General features: G+C 69.3%; 13 protein-coding genes. 12 read left to right on the top strand and 1 reads right to left on the bottom strand.

The window, feature by feature from the left end:
- The first annotated feature begins 1 nt into the window (after nt 1).
- The 11 genes from WCE05_RS03955 (at nt 2) to WCE05_RS03905 (ending at nt 15,266) form a co-directional block, all read left to right on the top strand.
- Nucleotides 2-1,303 carry a DotU family type VI secretion system protein gene (locus WCE05_RS03955; RefSeq protein ID WP_225786596.1) on the top strand — a complete coding sequence of 434 codons (1,302 nt, stop codon included), beginning with the start codon at nt 2-4 and terminating at the stop codon, nt 1,301-1,303.
- Nucleotides 1,300-4,806: a type VI secretion system membrane subunit TssM gene (tssM, locus tag WCE05_RS03950; RefSeq protein WP_368815477.1), complete on the top strand. Its 3,507-nt coding sequence runs from the start codon at nt 1,300-1,302 to the stop codon at nt 4,804-4,806. The genes WCE05_RS03955 and tssM overlap by 4 nt, the downstream gene beginning before the upstream one ends.
- Nucleotides 4,803-5,465 carry a type VI secretion system-associated protein TagF gene (tagF, locus tag WCE05_RS03945; RefSeq protein WP_225786594.1) on the top strand — a complete coding sequence of 221 codons (663 nt, stop codon included), beginning with the start codon at nt 4,803-4,805 and terminating at the stop codon, nt 5,463-5,465. The genes tssM and tagF overlap by 4 nt, the downstream gene beginning before the upstream one ends.
- Nucleotides 5,462-6,181, top strand: coding sequence for a PP2C family serine/threonine-protein phosphatase (locus WCE05_RS03940; RefSeq protein WP_225786593.1), 720 nt, complete (start codon nt 5,462-5,464; stop codon nt 6,179-6,181). The genes tagF and WCE05_RS03940 overlap by 4 nt, the downstream gene beginning before the upstream one ends.
- Before the next feature lie 11 nt (nt 6,182-6,192).
- On the top strand, nt 6,193-9,207 hold the full coding sequence (locus WCE05_RS03935) for a serine/threonine-protein kinase (RefSeq protein WP_253080267.1): 3,015 nt from the start codon (nt 6,193-6,195) through the stop codon (nt 9,205-9,207).
- A complete protein-coding gene (locus WCE05_RS03930) occupies nt 9,207-9,923 on the top strand; it encodes an ABC transporter ATP-binding protein (RefSeq protein WP_225786861.1) in 717 nt (238 codons plus the stop codon). Before WCE05_RS03935 ends, WCE05_RS03930 begins: the two co-directional genes overlap by 1 nt.
- Nucleotides 9,923-11,125 (top strand): FtsX-like permease family protein, encoded by a 1,203-nt coding sequence (locus WCE05_RS03925; protein WP_368815476.1) that lies wholly within the window; start codon nt 9,923-9,925, stop codon nt 11,123-11,125. The genes WCE05_RS03930 and WCE05_RS03925 overlap by 1 nt, the downstream gene beginning before the upstream one ends.
- The gene (locus WCE05_RS03920) at nt 11,118-12,908 is read left to right on the top strand and encodes an SUMF1/EgtB/PvdO family nonheme iron enzyme (protein ID WP_253080266.1); all 1,791 of its coding nucleotides are present in this window, start codon (nt 11,118-11,120) and stop codon (nt 12,906-12,908) included. Before WCE05_RS03925 ends, WCE05_RS03920 begins: the two co-directional genes overlap by 8 nt.
- A gap of 75 nt (nt 12,909-12,983) precedes the next feature.
- Nucleotides 12,984-13,883: a type VI secretion system-associated lipoprotein TagQ gene (gene tagQ / locus WCE05_RS03915; protein ID WP_225786589.1), complete on the top strand. Its 900-nt coding sequence runs from the start codon at nt 12,984-12,986 to the stop codon at nt 13,881-13,883.
- 61 nt (nt 13,884-13,944) lie between these two features.
- Entirely contained in the window at nt 13,945-14,847 is a 903-nt protein-coding gene (locus tag WCE05_RS03910; RefSeq protein ID WP_225786588.1) for an NAD synthetase, read from the top strand.
- Nucleotides 14,847-15,266 (top strand): hypothetical protein, encoded by a 420-nt coding sequence (locus WCE05_RS03905; RefSeq protein ID WP_253080265.1) that lies wholly within the window; start codon nt 14,847-14,849, stop codon nt 15,264-15,266. Before WCE05_RS03910 ends, WCE05_RS03905 begins: the two co-directional genes overlap by 1 nt.
- 14 nt (nt 15,267-15,280) lie before the next feature.
- Here WCE05_RS03905 and WCE05_RS03900 read toward each other — a convergent pair whose 3' ends face one another.
- Entirely contained in the window at nt 15,281-15,499 is a 219-nt protein-coding gene (locus WCE05_RS03900; protein ID WP_225786586.1) for a DUF3079 domain-containing protein, read from the bottom strand.
- Nucleotides 15,500-15,671: 172 nt separating this feature from the next.
- Between WCE05_RS03900 and moaB the strand changes: the two genes are divergently transcribed.
- Nucleotides 15,672-16,226: a molybdenum cofactor biosynthesis protein B gene (gene moaB / locus WCE05_RS03895; RefSeq protein WP_253080264.1), complete on the top strand. Its 555-nt coding sequence runs from the start codon at nt 15,672-15,674 to the stop codon at nt 16,224-16,226.
- Nucleotides 16,227-16,323: the final 97 nt, after the last annotated feature.

Here is a 16,323-nt window from a genome sequence, read left to right as displayed (position 1 = left end):
GATGCAGCCCGACGATCCGCAGGCCAACGACCGTACCCAGTTCATGCCGCGCCCTGGCGGGCGCGGCCCGCAGCCGGCCGCACCGGCCGCGGCGGCGCCGCTGAACGTGCCCGCCGAGCCACTGGCGCCGGGCCAGGCCGAGGGCCTCAATCCCCTGGAGCAGGCCGCTGGCCCGCTGCTGGCGCTGCTCACCCGTCTGCGCAACACCATCGCCCACCCCGCGCCGGCCAGCCTGCGCGCGCAACTGCTGGCCTACCTGCGCCAGTTCGAAGAGCGCGCCGAGGCCGCCGGGGTGCCGCGCAACGAGGTGCTGCTGGCGCGCTACGCCCTGTGCACGGCGCTCGACGAGGCGGTGCTCAGCACGCCCTGGGGCAGCGGTAGCGACTGGGGCAAGCAGAGCCTGCTGATCACCGTGCACAACGAGGCCTGGGGTGGCGAGAAGGTGTTCCAACTGCTCGAACACTGCCTGCAAAGCCCGCGCGAGCGGCTCAACCTGCTGGAGCTGCTGTACCTGTGCACGAGCCTGGGCTTCGAAGGCCGCTACCGGGTCATGAACGGTGGTCGCGCCCAGCTCGAGGCCCTGCGCGAGCGCACCGCGGCGGCCATTCGGGGGGCCCGTGGCGAGATCGAGCGCGAGCTGTCGCCGCACTGGCGTGGGGTCAGCGTGGCGCGTGACCGGTTGGCCCAGTTCGTGCCGCCCTGGGTCGGCCTGGCGGTGGCCCTGGCGCTGTTGCTGCTGGTGCTGTTCGGCCTGCGCCTGAAGCTGGCCGCTGACGCCGAACCGGTGTTCCGGGGTATCCACGCCCTGGGCGAGATCCCGGTGCAGGCCATGGACCGCCCGGTGGTGCAGCCCAAGCCGGTGGAACGCCCGCGCCTGGCCGGCCTGCTGGCCGAGGATATCCGGGCCGGGCGGGTCGCGGTGGAAGATGCGGTGGACCGTTCGGTGGTGACCATCCGGGGGGATGAATTGTTCGCCTCCGCCAGCGCCAGCATCAAGGGCGACTTCCAGCCGTTGATGCTGCGCATCGCCGAGGCCATCGCCAAGGTCAAGGGCAACGTGCGCGTGACCGGCCACAGCGACAACCGGCCGATCGCCACGATCCGCTTCCCATCCAACTGGGCGTTGTCCCAGGCCCGTGCCGAGGAGGTGCGCCAGCTCCTCGCCGCGCGCACCGGCCAACCCGGGCGCTTCAGCGCCCAGGGCCTGAGCGACACCGAGCCGCTGGCCTCCAACGACACCGCGCAGGGCCGGGCGAAGAATCGCCGGGTAGAGATCACCGTTCTGGCGGAGGGCGTCGAGTGAAGGCGTTTTTCAGTTTTGTCATTCGCTGGGTGATCCCGGTACTGGGCCTGCTGGCCCTGAGCCTGATCATCTGGTTCGTCGGCCCGCTGCTCGACTGGCTGGTGCCGGCCGCACCGCGCTGGGCGCTGATCGTCCTGCTGTTCGCGGTGTGGATCGCCTACCGTGTCTGGCGCATCGTCCAGGCCCGTCGCCAGGCGGCCAAGGTGATGGAAAGCCTGGCCGCCGAGACCGCCCCAGACCCGGCCAGCGTAGCCACCGCCGAGGAGCTGGCGACCCTGCGCCAGCGCATGGACGAGGCCCTGGCCCTGCTGAAGAAAGCGCGCCTGGGCGGCGACGAGCGGCGCAACCTGTACGAGCTGCCGTGGTACGTGATCATCGGCCCGCCCGGCTCGGGCAAGACCACCGCGCTGGTCAACTCCGGCCTGCACTTCCCCCTGGCGGCGCAGATGGGCGCCGGGGCGATCCGGGGCGTAGGCGGCACGCGCAACTGCGACTGGTGGTTCACCGATCAGGCTGTGCTGCTCGACACCGCCGGGCGCTACACCACCCAGGACAGCCATGCCCAGGTGGACAAGGCGGCCTGGCTGGGCTTTCTCGACCTGCTCAAGAGCCAGCGCTCGCGTCGGCCGATCGATGGCGCGTTCATCGCCATCAGCCTGTCCGACCTGCTGCTGTGCAGCGATGCCGAGCGCGCCGCCCACGCCGTGGCGATCCGCACGCGCATCCAGGAGCTGTACACCCAGTTGGGCGTGCGCTTCCCGATCTACCTGATGCTGACCAAGCTCGACCTGCTGCCGGGCTTCATGGAGTTCTTCGACAACCTGGGCAAGGAAGAACGTGCCCAGGTCTGGGGCATGACCTTCCCCCTGGACGACGGCCAGCAAGGCGATGGCCCGCTGGCCCAGTTCAGCGGCGAGTTCGCCTTGCTCGAGCAGCGTCTCAACCAGCGCCTGGTCGAGCGCCTGCAACAGGAGCGCGATCCAGCCCGGCGTGACCTGGTGTACGGTTTCGTCCAGCAGTTCGCCGCCCTGCGCGGCAACCTGCAGGTGTTCCTCGACGGCGTCTTCAAGCCCAATGCCTTCGAAGAGCGCGCGCTGCTGCGCGGGGTGTACTTCACCAGCGGAACCCAGGAAGGCAGCCCGATCGACCGGCTGATCGGCAGCATGGCCCAGAGCATGGGCCTGGACCGTGCGCAGTTGGCGCGCCAGAGCGGCACCGGGCGCAGCTATTTCATCGAGCGGCTGTTCACCGCCGTGGCGTTCGCCGAGCGCGGCCTGGTCGGCTGCGACCCCAAGGTCGAGCGGCGGCGCAAGTGGATCGCCCGTGGCGCCCTGGCCCTGAGCGTGGCCCTGGTACTGGTGGTCGGCACCCTGTGGACCCTGAGCTACCGGGCCAACCAGGCCTACATCGCCGAGGTGGACAACCGCCTCAAGCCCCTGGGCCGCAGCGTCCAGGAACTGAGCCCGGCCCAGCGCGAGGTCATCGAGGTGCTGCCGCTGCTCAACGCCGTGCGCCGCCTGGCCGACGACCCGCCGGCCTGGGCCGAGGGCCTGGGGCTGTACCAGGGCGACATGCTCGAAGGCGAGTCGGCCAGCGTCTACCGCAAGCTGCTGATCGCCATCTTCGCCCCGCGCCTGGTCACCCGCATCGAGGAGCAGCTGTATGCCGGCGGCCCCTCCGACTACCTCTACGAGGGCCTGAAGGCCTACCTGATGCTGGCCGACGGCGAACACTACGACGCCGAGTTCATCAAGGCCTGGATCAGCCTCGACTGGGAGCGCAACCTGCCCCGCGACTTGGCGCCCGACCAGCGCCAGGCCCTCGACCAGCACCTGCAGGCGCTGTTCGAGCGGCGCCCGCCCAATGCCCGGCTGGACCAGCGCCTGATCGACGACACGCGCCGCCAGTTGCAACAGCTGCCGGTAGCCCAGCGCGTCTACGACCGGGTCAAGCGCCAGAAGCTACCGTCCGGGGTCGTCGATTTTCGCATCAGCGAGGCCGCCGGGCGCGACGCTGCGCTGGTGTTCCGGCGCAAGAGCGGCAAGCCGCTGGACGAACCGCTCCCAGGGCTGTTCACCGTCGAGGGTTACCGCAAGGCCTTCCTCGCCGCCAGCCTGGCCCACAGCACGACCCTGGCCGAGGAACGCTGGGTGCTTGGCCGCGAAGTGGGTGAGGCGGGCGATGCCAAGCGCCTGGCCGATGACGTGCGCCAGCTGTTCTACCAGGACTACATCCGCCACTGGGATGCCCTGCTGGCGGACCTGGACTTCGTGCCCATCACCAGCGTCGGCCAGGCTGCCGACGTGCTGCGCGTGCTGTCTGGCCCCACTTCGCCCTTGAAGAAACTGCTCCAGGCGGTGGCCAGGGAAACCGACCTGCAACAACCGGCCACCCTCGACCAGGCCCAGGCCAAGGTCGAGCAGGCCGGGGTCGACCAGCTACGCCAGCGCCTCGGCGGCCTGCTCGGCGATACGCCGGTGCCCGGCGAGCGCCAGGCAACGCGCGAGGTCGACCCGGTGACCGCGCACTTCGCCGAACTGGCGGCCCTGGCCGACGGCGGCGAGGGCGAGCCCGCCGCGCTCGACGGCCTGCTCAGCGACCTCAACGCCTTGTACGTGCAGGTCAGCGCCATGGTCGGCGCCAGCGGCGAGGCCCTGCTGGGCGAGGCCAAGAACCAGGTCCAGGCTGCCTCCCATCGTGTGTCCCTGGGCGCGGCGCGCCAGCCGAAGGTGGTCCAGGAACTGGTCGGCTCGGTGGTCGGCTCGACCAACGCGATCGTCATGGGCGGGGTGCGCAACCAGCTCAACGCGGCCTGGACCAGCGAGGTGGTGAGCGTCTATCGCCAGTCGTTGAGTGGCCGCTACCCGCTGTCAGCCGGCAGCCCACGCGACGCGACCCTGGAAGACTTCGGCCAGTTCTTCGGCGTCGGCGGGGTGATGGACAACTACTTCCAGAAGTACCTGCAACCCTACGTCAACACCGCCACCTCGCCGTGGAGCTGGCAGCCGGGCGCGGCGCAGAAGCTTGGCATCAGCTCGAACGTGCTGCACACCTTCCAGCGTGCCGCGGCGATCCGCGACGCCTTCTTCCGCAGCGGCGGCGGGCTGCGCCCTGGGGTGCGCTTCGAACTCAAACCGGTAGCCATGGATGCCTCGATCACCCAGTTCTTGCTCGACCTCGACGGCCAGCAGGTCAGCTACGACCACGGCCCGAGCCGCCCGGTGGCGCTGCAGTGGCCCAACCCCAACAGCATCGGCGTGGTGCGCCTGTCGATCTCGCCGCCATTGGCCAATGGCCGCTCCGGGATGACCCTGGAAGGGCCTTGGGCCTGGTTCCGCCTGCTCGACCAGTCCGACCTGGTGGCGGGCGGCTCGCCGGAGCGCTTCAACCTGCGCCTGCGCGTGGAAGGGGCCAGCGTGTCCTACGAGCTGCGTGCCAGCAGTGCCTTCAACCCGTTCCGCAGCCGTGTGCTCAGCGGTTTCAGCCTGCCGGAGCGCCTGTGAACGACGTGGGGTTCTACGGAAAGCTGGCCTGCCGTGGCGACTTCGTCAGCCGTGGCCTGCCGACGAGTTTCATCCAGCCTTGGGACCAGTGGCTGGCCGCCGGGATCCAGGCCAGCCAGCGCCAGCTCGGCGAGCAGTGGTTGCAGGCCTACCTGGTCAGCCCCCTGTGGCGCTTTGCGCTGGCGCCGGGGGTGTGCGGGCCCCAGGCCGTGGTCGGCGTGCTGATGCCGAGCATCGACCGGGTGGGCCGGTACTTCCCGCTGACCGTGGCGCAGGTGCTGGAGCCAGGGCAACGGCTCGCCGCGGCCGTGGGCGGGGGCGAGGCGTGGTTCGAGGAGGTCGAGGCCACGTTGCTGGCCACGCTCGAGCCCGATGCCGATTTCGACGCCTTCGCGGCGGCCTTGCAGCCCTTTCGCGACACCCGGCCGCTGCCCCAGGCGATGCCTGCGCGGCTGACGGTGGGGGGGCTGCAACGGCTGGACGCGACCACGCCCGAAGGCCGCGCCCTGGCCCTGGCCGAGTGCGCCTGCGAGGGCATGAGCCTGTGGTGGGGCAGGGGCTCGGAGCGTATCGCTCCTGGCTTGATGCGCTGTGCCGGCTTGCCGCGCAGCGAGGATTTCGCCGGGTTTCTCCTGGGTAGCGAGGCAGATTTCGGATGACCGCCATGCATTACACCGCGGCCAGTTACAGCCATACCGGCATGGTGCGCCGGATCAACGAAGACGCCTGCCTGGAGCTCACCGCCGATGGCCTGTGGGCGGTGGCCGACGGCATGGGCGGTCATGCCGCTGGCGACTACGTCAGCAGCCTGACCGTCGACAGCCTGCGCCGCCTGCCGCCGTGCCAGGGCCTGGAAGAGTGCGCCCAGGCGGTGCGTGACAGCCTCGCCCGGGTCAACCGTGCGGTGCGCGACGAAACCGTCCGCCGTGGAGTGGCGATGATGGGCAGCACCGTGGTGGTGCTGGCCGTGCGCGGCGACCAGGGCATCGGCCTGTGGGCCGGCGACAGCCGCCTGTACCGCCTGCGCGATGGCCGCATCGAGCGCCTGTCCCACGATCACAGCTACGTCCAGGAACTGCAGGACAGCGGCCTGCTCAACGAGGCCGAGGCCCGTGTGCACCCGCGCGGCAACATCGTCACCCGTGCCATCGGTGTCGAGGATCGGCTGGAGTTGCAGGCGGTCGCGCTGCAGGTGCTGCCCGGCGACACCTACCTGTTGTGCAGCGATGGCCTGACCAAGACCGCCGAGGACCACGAGATCGGCGACGTGCTCGGCCACGCCGACCCCTACCAGGTGGTGCGCGGCCTGGTGCACCTGGGGTTGACCCGTGGCGCTCCCGACAACATCACCGCCGTGGTCGTCAAGGCCGGCTGAAGAACTCCACCATGGACATGCAGATTCCCGGATTCGACATCGACAGCGAGATTGGCCAGGGCGCCATGGCCAGCGTGTACCTGGCCACCCAGCGCTCGCTGGAGCGCAAGGTGGCGCTCAAGATCATGGCGGCGAGCCTGGCCGCCGACCCGACCTTCTGCGAGCGCTTCCTGCGCGAAGGGCGGACCCTGGCACGGCTGTCGCACCCACACATCGCCACCATCCATGACATCGGCAATGTCGGCGAGCTGTACTACATGGCCATGGAGTACCTGCCCAATGGCACGCTCAAGGAGCGCATCGCCGCTGGGCTGGAGCCTCGCCAGGGGCTGCTGTACGTGCGCCAGATCGCCCAGGCGCTGGGCTATGCCCACGCCCAGGGGCTGGTGCACCGCGACGTCAAGCCCGCCAACATCCTGTTCCGCGCCGACGGTACCGCGGTGCTGTCGGACTTCGGCATCGCCAAGTCGCTGGACGACCGCACCCAGTTCACCCAGGCGGGCTTCGCCGTGGGTACGCCCAGCTACATGAGCCCGGAGCAGGCCCGTGGGCTGGAGATCGACGGCCGTGCCGACCTCTATGCCCTGGGCGTGGTGCTCTACGAGATCCTCGTCGGCAAGCTGCCGTACAGCGGCAACGATGCCCTGTCCACGGCCCTGGCCCACCTCACCGAGCCGTTGCCGGAGTTGCCCATCGAGCATGGCCGCTACCAGGACATCCTGCGCGGGCTGCTGGCCAAGGACCCCAACGAACGCTTCGCCGATGCCGCCGCGTTTCTCGCGGCCCTCGACCGCCTGCCGGCCGAGGACAGCGAAGCCACGCAGGTCCGGCCGCTGCCGGTGAGCACGCCGGTGGCCCCGACGCCATCGGACCTGGGCGGCCTGACGCCGGTTTCCATCGAGATCCCCCAGGTGCCACCGACCGCCGAACCGGCCAGGCGCCCGGCGGCCGAGGCACCGCCCGCGCCCGTACCTGCCAGGAAGAAACCCGCCATGGCGTTGCTGGCCGTGGCGGTCGCCGCCGCGCTCGGCCTTGCAGGTGTCGGCTACTGGTGGCTGGGCAGCGGCGATACGCCGGCACCCGACGCGCCGCTGGCACAGGCCACCACACCGCCCTCGCCGCAGGCGCCCGAGCAGGGTAGCGCCACGCCCGTCGCGGCTGTGGATGACCAGCGCCCGCTGCTGATGCCAGGCAAGAAGACGCTGTTCCAGCGGGTGCTGAGCCAGCCCGGCGCGCGCTTGGCCAGCGAGCCTGGGGCCGAGCCCGGCGACAGCCTGCCGGCGTTCAGCGTGCTCTACGTCTACCAGCGCAAGGACGTCGACGGCAAACCCTGGGTGCAGGTCGGCGCCTCCAGCGATGGCCAGCGCGACGGCTGGCTGCCCGCCGGGCAGACCAGCGACTGGAAGCAGAGCCTGGTGCTCAAGTTCACCGAACGCTCCGGCCGTTCGCCGGTGATGTTCCTGCGCCAGGCCGATGACGTGCAGCGCCTGCTCGACGATACCGGCATGGCCCGCGATACCCTGCTCAAGGCGCAGGGCCAGCCGGACCAGGTGCCCCAGGTGATGGCCCTGGAACCAACCGCCAGCGCGGTGCCCCAGGAGCAGTTCTACCTGATGCCGATCTTCGACTTCCGTGAAAGCTTCGATGCCGAAGGCCAGCCGGTGCAACTGCTCAACATCGCCTCCATCGACCCAGGCGCCAGTGCCCGCGACAGCGCGGCCACGGCCGCAGGCGTCGCGGCGGGCGACGACAAGGCGTTTCGCACGGCCATCGTCCTGGTGGTGGACACCTCGGTCTCCATGCAGCCCTACATCGACCGGGTCCGCCAGGTCGTCAGCGAACTGCAGCAGCAACTGGCGGCACGCGGCGAGCTGGACAACGTCAGCTTCGGCCTGGTGGGCTTTCGCAACAGCACCCAGCGCACGCCCGGCCTGGAGTACCTGAGCAAGACCCTGGTGAACCTCGACGAGGGCCGCGACCCGGCGCGCTTCCTGCGGGCGGCGTCGCAGGTCAAGGCCACCCAGGTTTCCAGCCATTCGTTCAACGAAGATGCCTTCGCCGGCATCCTGCAGGCGGTCGAGGGCCTGGACTGGTCCGGTTACGGCGGGCGCATCATCCTGCTGGTCAGCGACGCGGGCGCCTTGCGCAAGAACGACCCGTTCAGCAGCACCCAGATGAACGAGGCCGAGGTGCGCCAGGCCGCCCTGAGCAAGCAGATCAAGATCTACGCCCTGCACCTGCGCACCCCGGCCGGGCAAAAGAACCATGCCTCGGCCGAACAGCAGTACCGTGTGCTCAGCGCCGACAGCAACCCGCAGATCGGCGACCTCTACGTCTCGGTGCCGGGTGGCGAGGTGTCGGTGTTCGGCGAGCGGGTGCGGGAGATCGGCTCGACCTTCGCCGAGCTGGTCCACCAGGTGCGCAACAAGCAGCCACAACCGGTGCCGCTGCTGACCTCGGCGTCGAGCCTGGCGGCCAAGTCCCAGGCCATCGGCTACGCCATGCACATGGACTTCCTCGGCCGCCAGGGCGCCAGCCAGGCGCCGCGCCTGGTCAGCGCCTGGACCGCCGACCGCGACCTGACCAACCCGGCGCTGCCGACCCTGCAGGTGTGTGTGATGCTGACCAAGCTGCAGCTCAACGACCTGCAGCAGTCGCTCAAGCTGATCGTCGATGCCGCGCGCAAGACCCGCTCGTCCCCCGGCGACTTCTTCAACGAGATCGCCAGCGCCAGCGCCTACATGAGCCGCGACCCGGGCGAGCTGCGCAAGGGCGCCAACCTGGCCCAGAGCGGTGTGCTCGGCGAGTACCTGGAGGGCCTGCCGTACCGCAGCAAGTCGCTGAGCATGACCCAGGACCTGTGGTTGTCGCTCTCGGTGGCTGAGCAGGAGGACTTCATCGACGAGCTGGAGTCGAAGATCCGCCTGTACGAAACCTTCCACAACGACATGGCCAACTGGGTGCGCTTCGGCAATGCCGAGCCGGGTGATGCCTTGTACCGTGTCCCGCTGTCGACCTTGCCGTGATGATCCGCTTGCAGGGGGTGCGCAAGACGCGCGGGCAGGGTGCCCAGCGCTACAGCCTGGAGATCGACCGGCTGCGGCTGGCCGCGGGTGAGCGCGTGGCCCTGGTCGGCCCCAGCGGCTGCGGCAAGAGCACCTTGCTGGACCTACTGGCATTGGTGCTGGCGCCCGATGCCGCCGAGGGCTTCAGCCTGGGGCTCGACGGCATCGAGCAGGACATCGCCGGGCTCTGGCGCCAGCGCCGGCTCGATCGCCTGGCCGCGCTGCGCAGCCGTCACCTGGGCTATGTGTTGCAGGCCGGTGGGCTGCTGGGCTTTCTCGACGTGCGCGGCAATATTCGCCTGCCGCGCCAGTTGCTCGGGTTGAGCGACGACGGCAGCGTCGAGCGCCTGGCCGAGGCGCTCGACGTGCACGACCAACTGGACAAGCGCCCGGCCGCGCTGTCCCTGGGCCAGCGCCAGCGGGTCAGTTGTGCCCGCGCCCTGGCGCACGGCCCGGCGCTGCTGTTGGCCGACGAGCCCACCGCGGCCCTCGACCCGGTCAATGCCGGGCGGGTCATGGACCTGCTGTTGCAGCAGGCCCAGGCACATCGGGTGACCTGCGTGGTCGCCACCCACGACGAGGCCCTGGCGCGCAGCGCGGGCCTGTCGGTGCTGCGCATGGCGTGCCGGCGCGATGCCGACGGCGGCGTCACCGCGACCCTGGAGAGGGCAGCCTGATGCGCCCGCTGCTGATCGCCGGCCTGGCCTGGCAGGACTACCGCAACGACGGGCGCTTGTCGGCCTGCAGCGTGTTGGCGCTGGTGGCGGTGATCGCGCCGTTGCTGGTGCTGTTCGGCCTCAAGTTCGGCCTGGTCGGCAGCCTCACCGAGCGCTTGCAGCGCGACCCGGGCGTGCGCGAAATCATCCCCCTGGGCGGCGGGCGCTTCGATGCCGCCTTCGTCGCTGCGCTGGGCGCCCGTCCGGACGTGGCCTTCGCTATCCCGCGTACCCGGCAGATCGCCGCCACCGCCGAGCTGCTGCTGCCGGCCAGTGGGCGCGGAGTGACGGTGGAGATGCTGCCCACCGCCGCTGGCGATCCGTTGCTGCACGGTGTGCCGCTGCCGGGCGACTTGCAGGAGGTGGTGCTCAGTTTCACCGCGGCGGAAAAGCTCGGCGCCAAGGCCGGCGATGAGCTGCAGGCCAGCATCGGCCGCCAGCAGGCTGGCCAGGTGCAATGGCGCCAGGCGCGCCTGCGGGTGCTCGCGGTGTTGCCACTGGCGGCATTCGAGCGCGATGCCCTGTTCGCCCCCCTGGCGCTGCTGGAGGCCGCCGAAGACTATCGCGACGGGCGTGCCGTGCCGGCCCTTGGCTGGCCGGGCGAGGCCCAGGCCGACCCCGCGCAGCGGGTCTACCCGGCGTTTCGCCTGTATGCCCGTGGGCTCGCCGACGTGGAGCCGCTGCGCCGTTATTTCGCCGAGCGCAAGGTGCTGGTCTCGACCCAGGCGGCGCGGATCGCCCAGGTGCAGTCGTTGAGCCGCAACCTCGACCTGGTGTTCTGGATCATCGCCGCCCTGGCCGTGAGCGGCGCGGCTGCCGCCATCGCCGCGGGCGCGGTGGCGGCGGTGGAGCGCAAGCAGCGCGAGCTGGCAGTGCTGCGCCTGCTGGGCTTGGGCACCGCCGCGTTGCTGCTGTTCGTGGTGCTCCAGGCACTCTACAGCGGCGTGCTGGCCGCGGCCCTGGCCGCCGTGCTGTACCTGTTGGCCGAACACGGCCTGAACCGGCTTTTCATGCAGGTGCCCGGCGAGTACGCCAGCCACCTGTTGCCCCTGCACTATCTCGTCGCGCTGCTCGCCGTCCTGCTGGCCAGTGCTGCCGCGGCCGCCCTGGGCGGCTGGCGGGTGGCGCGGATCGACACCTGCGAAGGAATCCGTGATGTCTGAACGTCGCCTGAAGGCCGCCGCCCTGGTCATCGCCGCCCTGAGCCTGGTCGCCTGCGTCCAGGCCGACGACGATGACAAGCCCAAGGCCCAACCTGGGAACGAGGCCCAGCCTGGAAACAAGGTCGAAGCCACTGCCAGCGCCAAGCTGGACAACCCCAAGCCGCTGGCCGATGACGTCAGCCTGCCCTTGCCCTGTGGCGGCGAGATGGTGTTCCGCCACGTCTATGTGCTGGCCCAGGGCAGCCTGGACGACCGTGAGGTGAGCCTCGGCTACCCCTTCAGCGAGGGCGAGGCGGGCTACAAGCAGTCGTTCATCTCCGGCTACCGCCGCGACTTCATCAACGGCCAGTTCAGCCTGCAGGACCTGGCGCCGCAGTGGCGCGAGCAGGTCGGCCCGAGCCTGCCCAAGGTCGAGGCCGGCAGCCCGCTCAAGCCCATGATGTACTTCATCGGCAAGTACGAAGTCACCGCCCGGCAGTATGCCCAGGTCATGTCCCAGGCCCAGTCCCTGGCCAGCGGCGAGGCGCCACCGGCCTGCGAACCGGTCACCGAGGCGGCCGGGCGCTTGCCCAAGGTCAAGCTGTCGCGCTTCGAGGCCGAGCGCTTCGCGGCGGTGTACAGCGCCTGGCTGATGAAGCATCACCGCGACCTGCTGCCGATCAGCGGCCGTGGCAGCAAGCCCGAGGATGGCGGTATCGGCTTCGTGCGCCTGCCCACCGAAGTGGAGTGGGAGTTCGCCGCCCGTGGCGGTTCGGTGGTCAGCCGCCAGGCGCTGGAAGGTCGGCTGTTCCCGCGCAAGGTCGAGGGCAGCGACAGCGAAGGGCCGCTGGCCGACTGGGCGGTGTTCAACCAGGTGGCCGGTGGCACCGGCCAGGCTGCGCGGTTGATGCCGATCGGCACCCGGCAGCCGAACCCGCTGGGGCTGTTCGATGTGATCGGCAACGCCGCGGAGATGGTCCAGGAGTCGTTCCAGTTGGTGCATGCCGGCCGGCGCCAGGGGGCCTATGGCGGCTTCGTGGTCAAGGGCGGCAACTACCTGGAAGGCGAGGGCACGCTGTTCACCGGCATGCGCCGCGAATACCCGCTGTTCGGCGCCGACGGCACCGAGCAGCGTAACGAGACCACCGGTTTTCGGGTGGCCATCGGTGCCCTGTCGGCGCCGCGCTCACGCTACCAGGAGCTGTTCGAGCAATGGCAGAAGGAGGGCCGCCTGGCCAGCCTGACCGACGCCATCGACGATGCCCAGGACCCGACCAAGCGCCTGGACGGCATCATCGCCAGCACCGCCGACCCACGCCTGCAGGCCGAGCTTGGGCTGGTCAACGAGGAGCTCAAGCGCAACGTCTCGCTGATCGCCCAGCAACGCGAGGAAGCCGCCGGCAACCTGATCCAGTCCGCCGCCCTGGTGGCCGAGACCATCAACAACTACAACATCCGCCTGACCAACCTGCAGAACAGCCAGCGGCAGGCCGAGGCCTCGGGCGACCCGACCAGCGCCCGCATGTTCGCCGCCGCCATCGCCAATGGCCGCAACGCGCTGGACGGCGCCGTGGCGATCTACATCGACAACCTGGCCAGCGGCACGCGCTACACCGATGCGGTGATCCAGGCGCAGTTCCAGCGGGTCAAGGAAGAACTCAACCGCAAGCCGGTCCTGGGCAGGAGCCTGGTGACCCGTGCGACCCTGTTCGTCCGCCATGTCGGGGAGTACCGCCAGAACCGGCGGGCCGACCCGGCGACGATCCTCAAGGAGCTGCTCGCCTCGGCCACCCCGAGGCCCTGAACGACTCGACCGAGAAAGGAATCCCGGCCGGCATGACGCTGGTCGGCCCCGTACAACCCAAGAGAGAACCTGACCATGCTTTTCACACGCAAGCCCCTGATCAACGCTTCCCAGGCCCGTACCGCACTGCTGCTGGCGGCGGGTTTCAGCAGCGTACTGCTGACCGGTTGCGCCGGCTCGCCGGTGTCCAGGATCGGTGCGACCACCAAGGTCGAGTACTACCCCAACTGCTACGAGCCGGTGCAGCACCTGCGCTCCACCGACTCCGACATGACCCGCTCGGTGGCCACCGGTGCGCTGCTCGGCGCCGTGGGCGGTGCCCTGACCGGCGCTTTGGTGGACAACGACAACCGTGGCCGCAATGCTGCCATCGGCGCGGCCGGCGGTGCCCTGGTCGGCGGTGCGGCGGGCTACTACACCGAACGCCAGAAGCAGATCAGCGATGACAAGCAGCGCATCGCCTCCTATGCCACCGACATCGACAAGAGCGCGGCGGACATGGACCGCACCACCGCCTATGCCAAGGCTTCGCAGAGCTGCTACCAGCGCGAGTTCGCCAACCTGATGGACGGGCGCAAGGCCAAGCGCATCGACGACACCGAGGGCCGCAAGCGCCTGGCCGAGATCGTCTCTGGCCTGCAGGAGTCGAACAACCTGATCACGGCGGTCAGCGGCCGTCTCGGCGAGAACCTGGACAACTACACCCAGGCCTACGAGCAAGACCTCAAGCAGGTCGGCGTGCAGCGTTCGGACGTCACCGTGGTGGCCCAGGCCGAGACCGCGAAGAAAACCACGCCCAAGAAGCTGCCGGCGGTGCCGAAGGAGGCCGTGGCCACCGAGAAGACCTTGCAGAACGCCACCAGCAAGAAGACCGAGGCCCAGCAGGTGGCCAAGGCCGGCCAGGACCAGGTCAACCGTATGTGCAACAGCCCGGACATGGGCGACTGGGCACCGGTGCCTTGCCCGAACGTGTGAGCCTGAAACCAGGGGCGCGCTGCGCCCCTATCGCGGCACCGAGAGTTGAGGGAATCGACCTGTGACAGATCTTCTGGTCAACCAATTGGGCAACACCTCGCAGTTCATGGCGCGCCAGCGCATCCAGAGCCGCATCAACCTGCCGCAGATGTTCGCCGCCATCGATGCCGACCCGCGCATCGTTGGCGCCGGGGTGGTGTACATCGACGCCAACTACAACGTCATCACCCTGCGCGAATTCCAGCCGATCTGCAGCATCAAGCCCAAGCGCGTGATCCTGCGCGAGATCAACAAGTACCAGACACCGGCCCAGTACACCGAGCAGTTGCAGAACAACCCCCGCGAATCGCGGGTGATCAAGGAGGCGGTCAATACCACCTTGTCCTGCGCCGGTGCGGTGCTGGGGTGGTTCGTGGTGTTCAGCGGCACCATCGCCGCGCCGTTTTCCGGCGGTACCAGCCTGGTACTGACCTACATCGGCGGGGCTGCAGCCACCGCCAGCAGTATCCAGTGCGGCATCGGCGTGATGCGCACGGTGCGTGAAACCACCAATCCGGCGGCCAACGACGCCCTGGACGAGAACGAGTGGTACCAGGCCGCGTCCAGGGTGCTCGACGGTGTCTCGCTGCTGGGCGTTGGCGCCTCGGGCCTGACCACGCTCAAGTACCTGCAGGTGCACAAGGCCGCCACCGGGCGCAGTTGGCTGGAGCTGAGCAAGACCCTTTCCCGCCAGCAGCGCAAGGCACTGACCACCGAGCTCTTGTCGATCAAGCACCCGGCGTTGACCGCCAAGCAGCTCAAGCTCGAGCAGGCGGCCGGGACCCTGGCCAAGCGCTACACGCCGACCCAGATCAGCCATGCCACCCAGACGTTGCTGCGCGACTCCCTGGGCGCCACCTTTGGCCTGGCGGGCAGTGCCACGGTGCAGAGCATTGCCGTTGGGCTTTATGAGGAAATCGAGTGATGGCCGCTGGCAGTGATTTCGGTGCCTTCATGGCGCGCTACTTCCCCACGTTCCTGCTGGGGTTCTTCGCATCGCTGCTGTCGGTGGCGTTGGCGGTGACCTTGTGGGTGGACAGCCACTGGCGCGACCATCCGGACAATGCGTCGTACAGCGTATTGCTCAGCGGTGGCCTGGTGCTGGTGCTGTGCCTGGGGCACTTTCTGATGATCCGTGGGCAGGGTTGGGCGGTCAGGGTCGTGGTCGGCGTGCTGGTCATCAGCCTGCTGATGGCCCTGAGCCTGTTCGGCGGCGCGGTGCCCGCCTTGTTGCTGGCGATCAGTGCCGCGTTGCCGCTGCTGGCCTTGCTGGTGCTCAACGGCAAGCGGCATCGGGAGATGCGCGCGAAGCTGGTGGCGCTGCGCCAGGAGCGTCGGCGCTGAGGCGGCTGGCTCGTCTATGGCGCCTGTGTGCCCCTTGTGTCGGGCACCGTCTCTTCGCTGGCCTGCTCGGCCCATTGCTCCTGCTGGTACCAGTCCTCGCCGAACAACTCCGCCGGATGCATGGTCCGGTCCGCGCCGTTGCCGCAGGCCAATGCCTTCGCCGGGCAGTACAGGTCGCAACCCCAGCAGATGCGCTCGGGATGGCTGGGGTTGTGGGGAAATTTCTTGGCCATGGTTTCCCTCCGACAGCGGTCGTCTGCCTCCAGACTATGCCTGGTACACCCGCCAGCGTTGATCGACATCAAGGTTTCTCGCCGCATACCCCGGTGGTACCTCCTTCGAGGGATGGGCGCAGGCTTCGGCCTGGCCCAGGCTGCGGGCTGTCATCCAGAGGAGGGCGCCAGCATGGCTCACCTTGCATCCCGCGAATTCCAGGCACTGCGCATCGCCGTGCTGACCATCAGCGACACCCGTACCCTGGCTAACGACGGCTCGGGCCAGGCACTGGTCGATGGCCTTGAGGAGGCCGGGCACATCCTTCACGAGCGGGCGTTGGTGCCCGACGATACCTGGCAGATCCGCGCCCGCCTGTGCGCCTGGATCGCCGACCCGCAGGTGCAGGTGGTGCTGCTCACCGGTGGCACGGGCTTCACGGCCCGCGACAACACGCCCCAGGCTGTCGAGCCCTTGCTGGAGAAGGTCGTGGAAGGTTTCGGCGAGTTGTTCCGGCAGGTCTCGCTGGAAGAGATCGGCACCTCGACGATCCAGTCGCGTGCCCTGGCGGGCCTGAGCAACGGCACCTTGGTGTGTTGCCTGCCGGGTTCTCCGGGCGCTTGCCGCACCGGTTGGGACGCGATCTTGCGCAAGCAGCTGGACTGGCGCACCGGACCATGCAATTTCGTCCCGCACCTCAAGTGCCTGCCCGAGCAGGCCGTGGAGGTGTGCGGGGGCCGTGGGTGAGCGGGGTACTGGGGCTGCTTTGCAGCCCATCGCCGGCAAGCCGGCTCCCACATTGTCCGTGCAAACCGCATCATATGTGGTCGCCGCGGTCCCTGTG

Origin of the sequence: Pseudomonas sp. I2, from assembly GCF_040984075.1 — a bacterium.
In the GTDB taxonomy this organism is placed as follows: domain Bacteria; phylum Pseudomonadota; class Gammaproteobacteria; order Pseudomonadales; family Pseudomonadaceae; genus Aquipseudomonas; species Aquipseudomonas guariconensis_B.
Note: the sequence above shows the minus strand (reverse complement) of the source record. Positions and strands in the feature narration are given on the sequence as shown.

Coding starts and splice junctions, on each gene's coding strand:
- WCE05_RS03955 (WP_225786596.1), top strand. CDS start 2: ATGCAGCCCGACGATCCGCAGGCCAACGACCGTACCCAGTTCATGCCG.
- WCE05_RS03940 (WP_225786593.1), top strand. CDS start 5,462: ATGACCGCCATGCATTACACCGCGGCCAGTTACAGCCATACCGGCATG.
- WCE05_RS03935 (WP_253080267.1), top strand. CDS start 6,193: ATGGACATGCAGATTCCCGGATTCGACATCGACAGCGAGATTGGCCAG.
- WCE05_RS03930 (WP_225786861.1), top strand. CDS start 9,207: ATGATCCGCTTGCAGGGGGTGCGCAAGACGCGCGGGCAGGGTGCCCAG.
- WCE05_RS03925 (WP_368815476.1), top strand. CDS start 9,923: ATGCGCCCGCTGCTGATCGCCGGCCTGGCCTGGCAGGACTACCGCAAC.
- WCE05_RS03920 (WP_253080266.1), top strand. CDS start 11,118: ATGTCTGAACGTCGCCTGAAGGCCGCCGCCCTGGTCATCGCCGCCCTG.
- tagQ (WP_225786589.1), top strand. CDS start 12,984: ATGCTTTTCACACGCAAGCCCCTGATCAACGCTTCCCAGGCCCGTACC.
- WCE05_RS03905 (WP_253080265.1), top strand. CDS start 14,847: ATGGCCGCTGGCAGTGATTTCGGTGCCTTCATGGCGCGCTACTTCCCC.
- WCE05_RS03900 (WP_225786586.1), bottom strand. CDS start 15,499: ATGGCCAAGAAATTTCCCCACAACCCCAGCCATCCCGAGCGCATCTGC.
- moaB (WP_253080264.1), top strand. CDS start 15,672: ATGGCTCACCTTGCATCCCGCGAATTCCAGGCACTGCGCATCGCCGTG.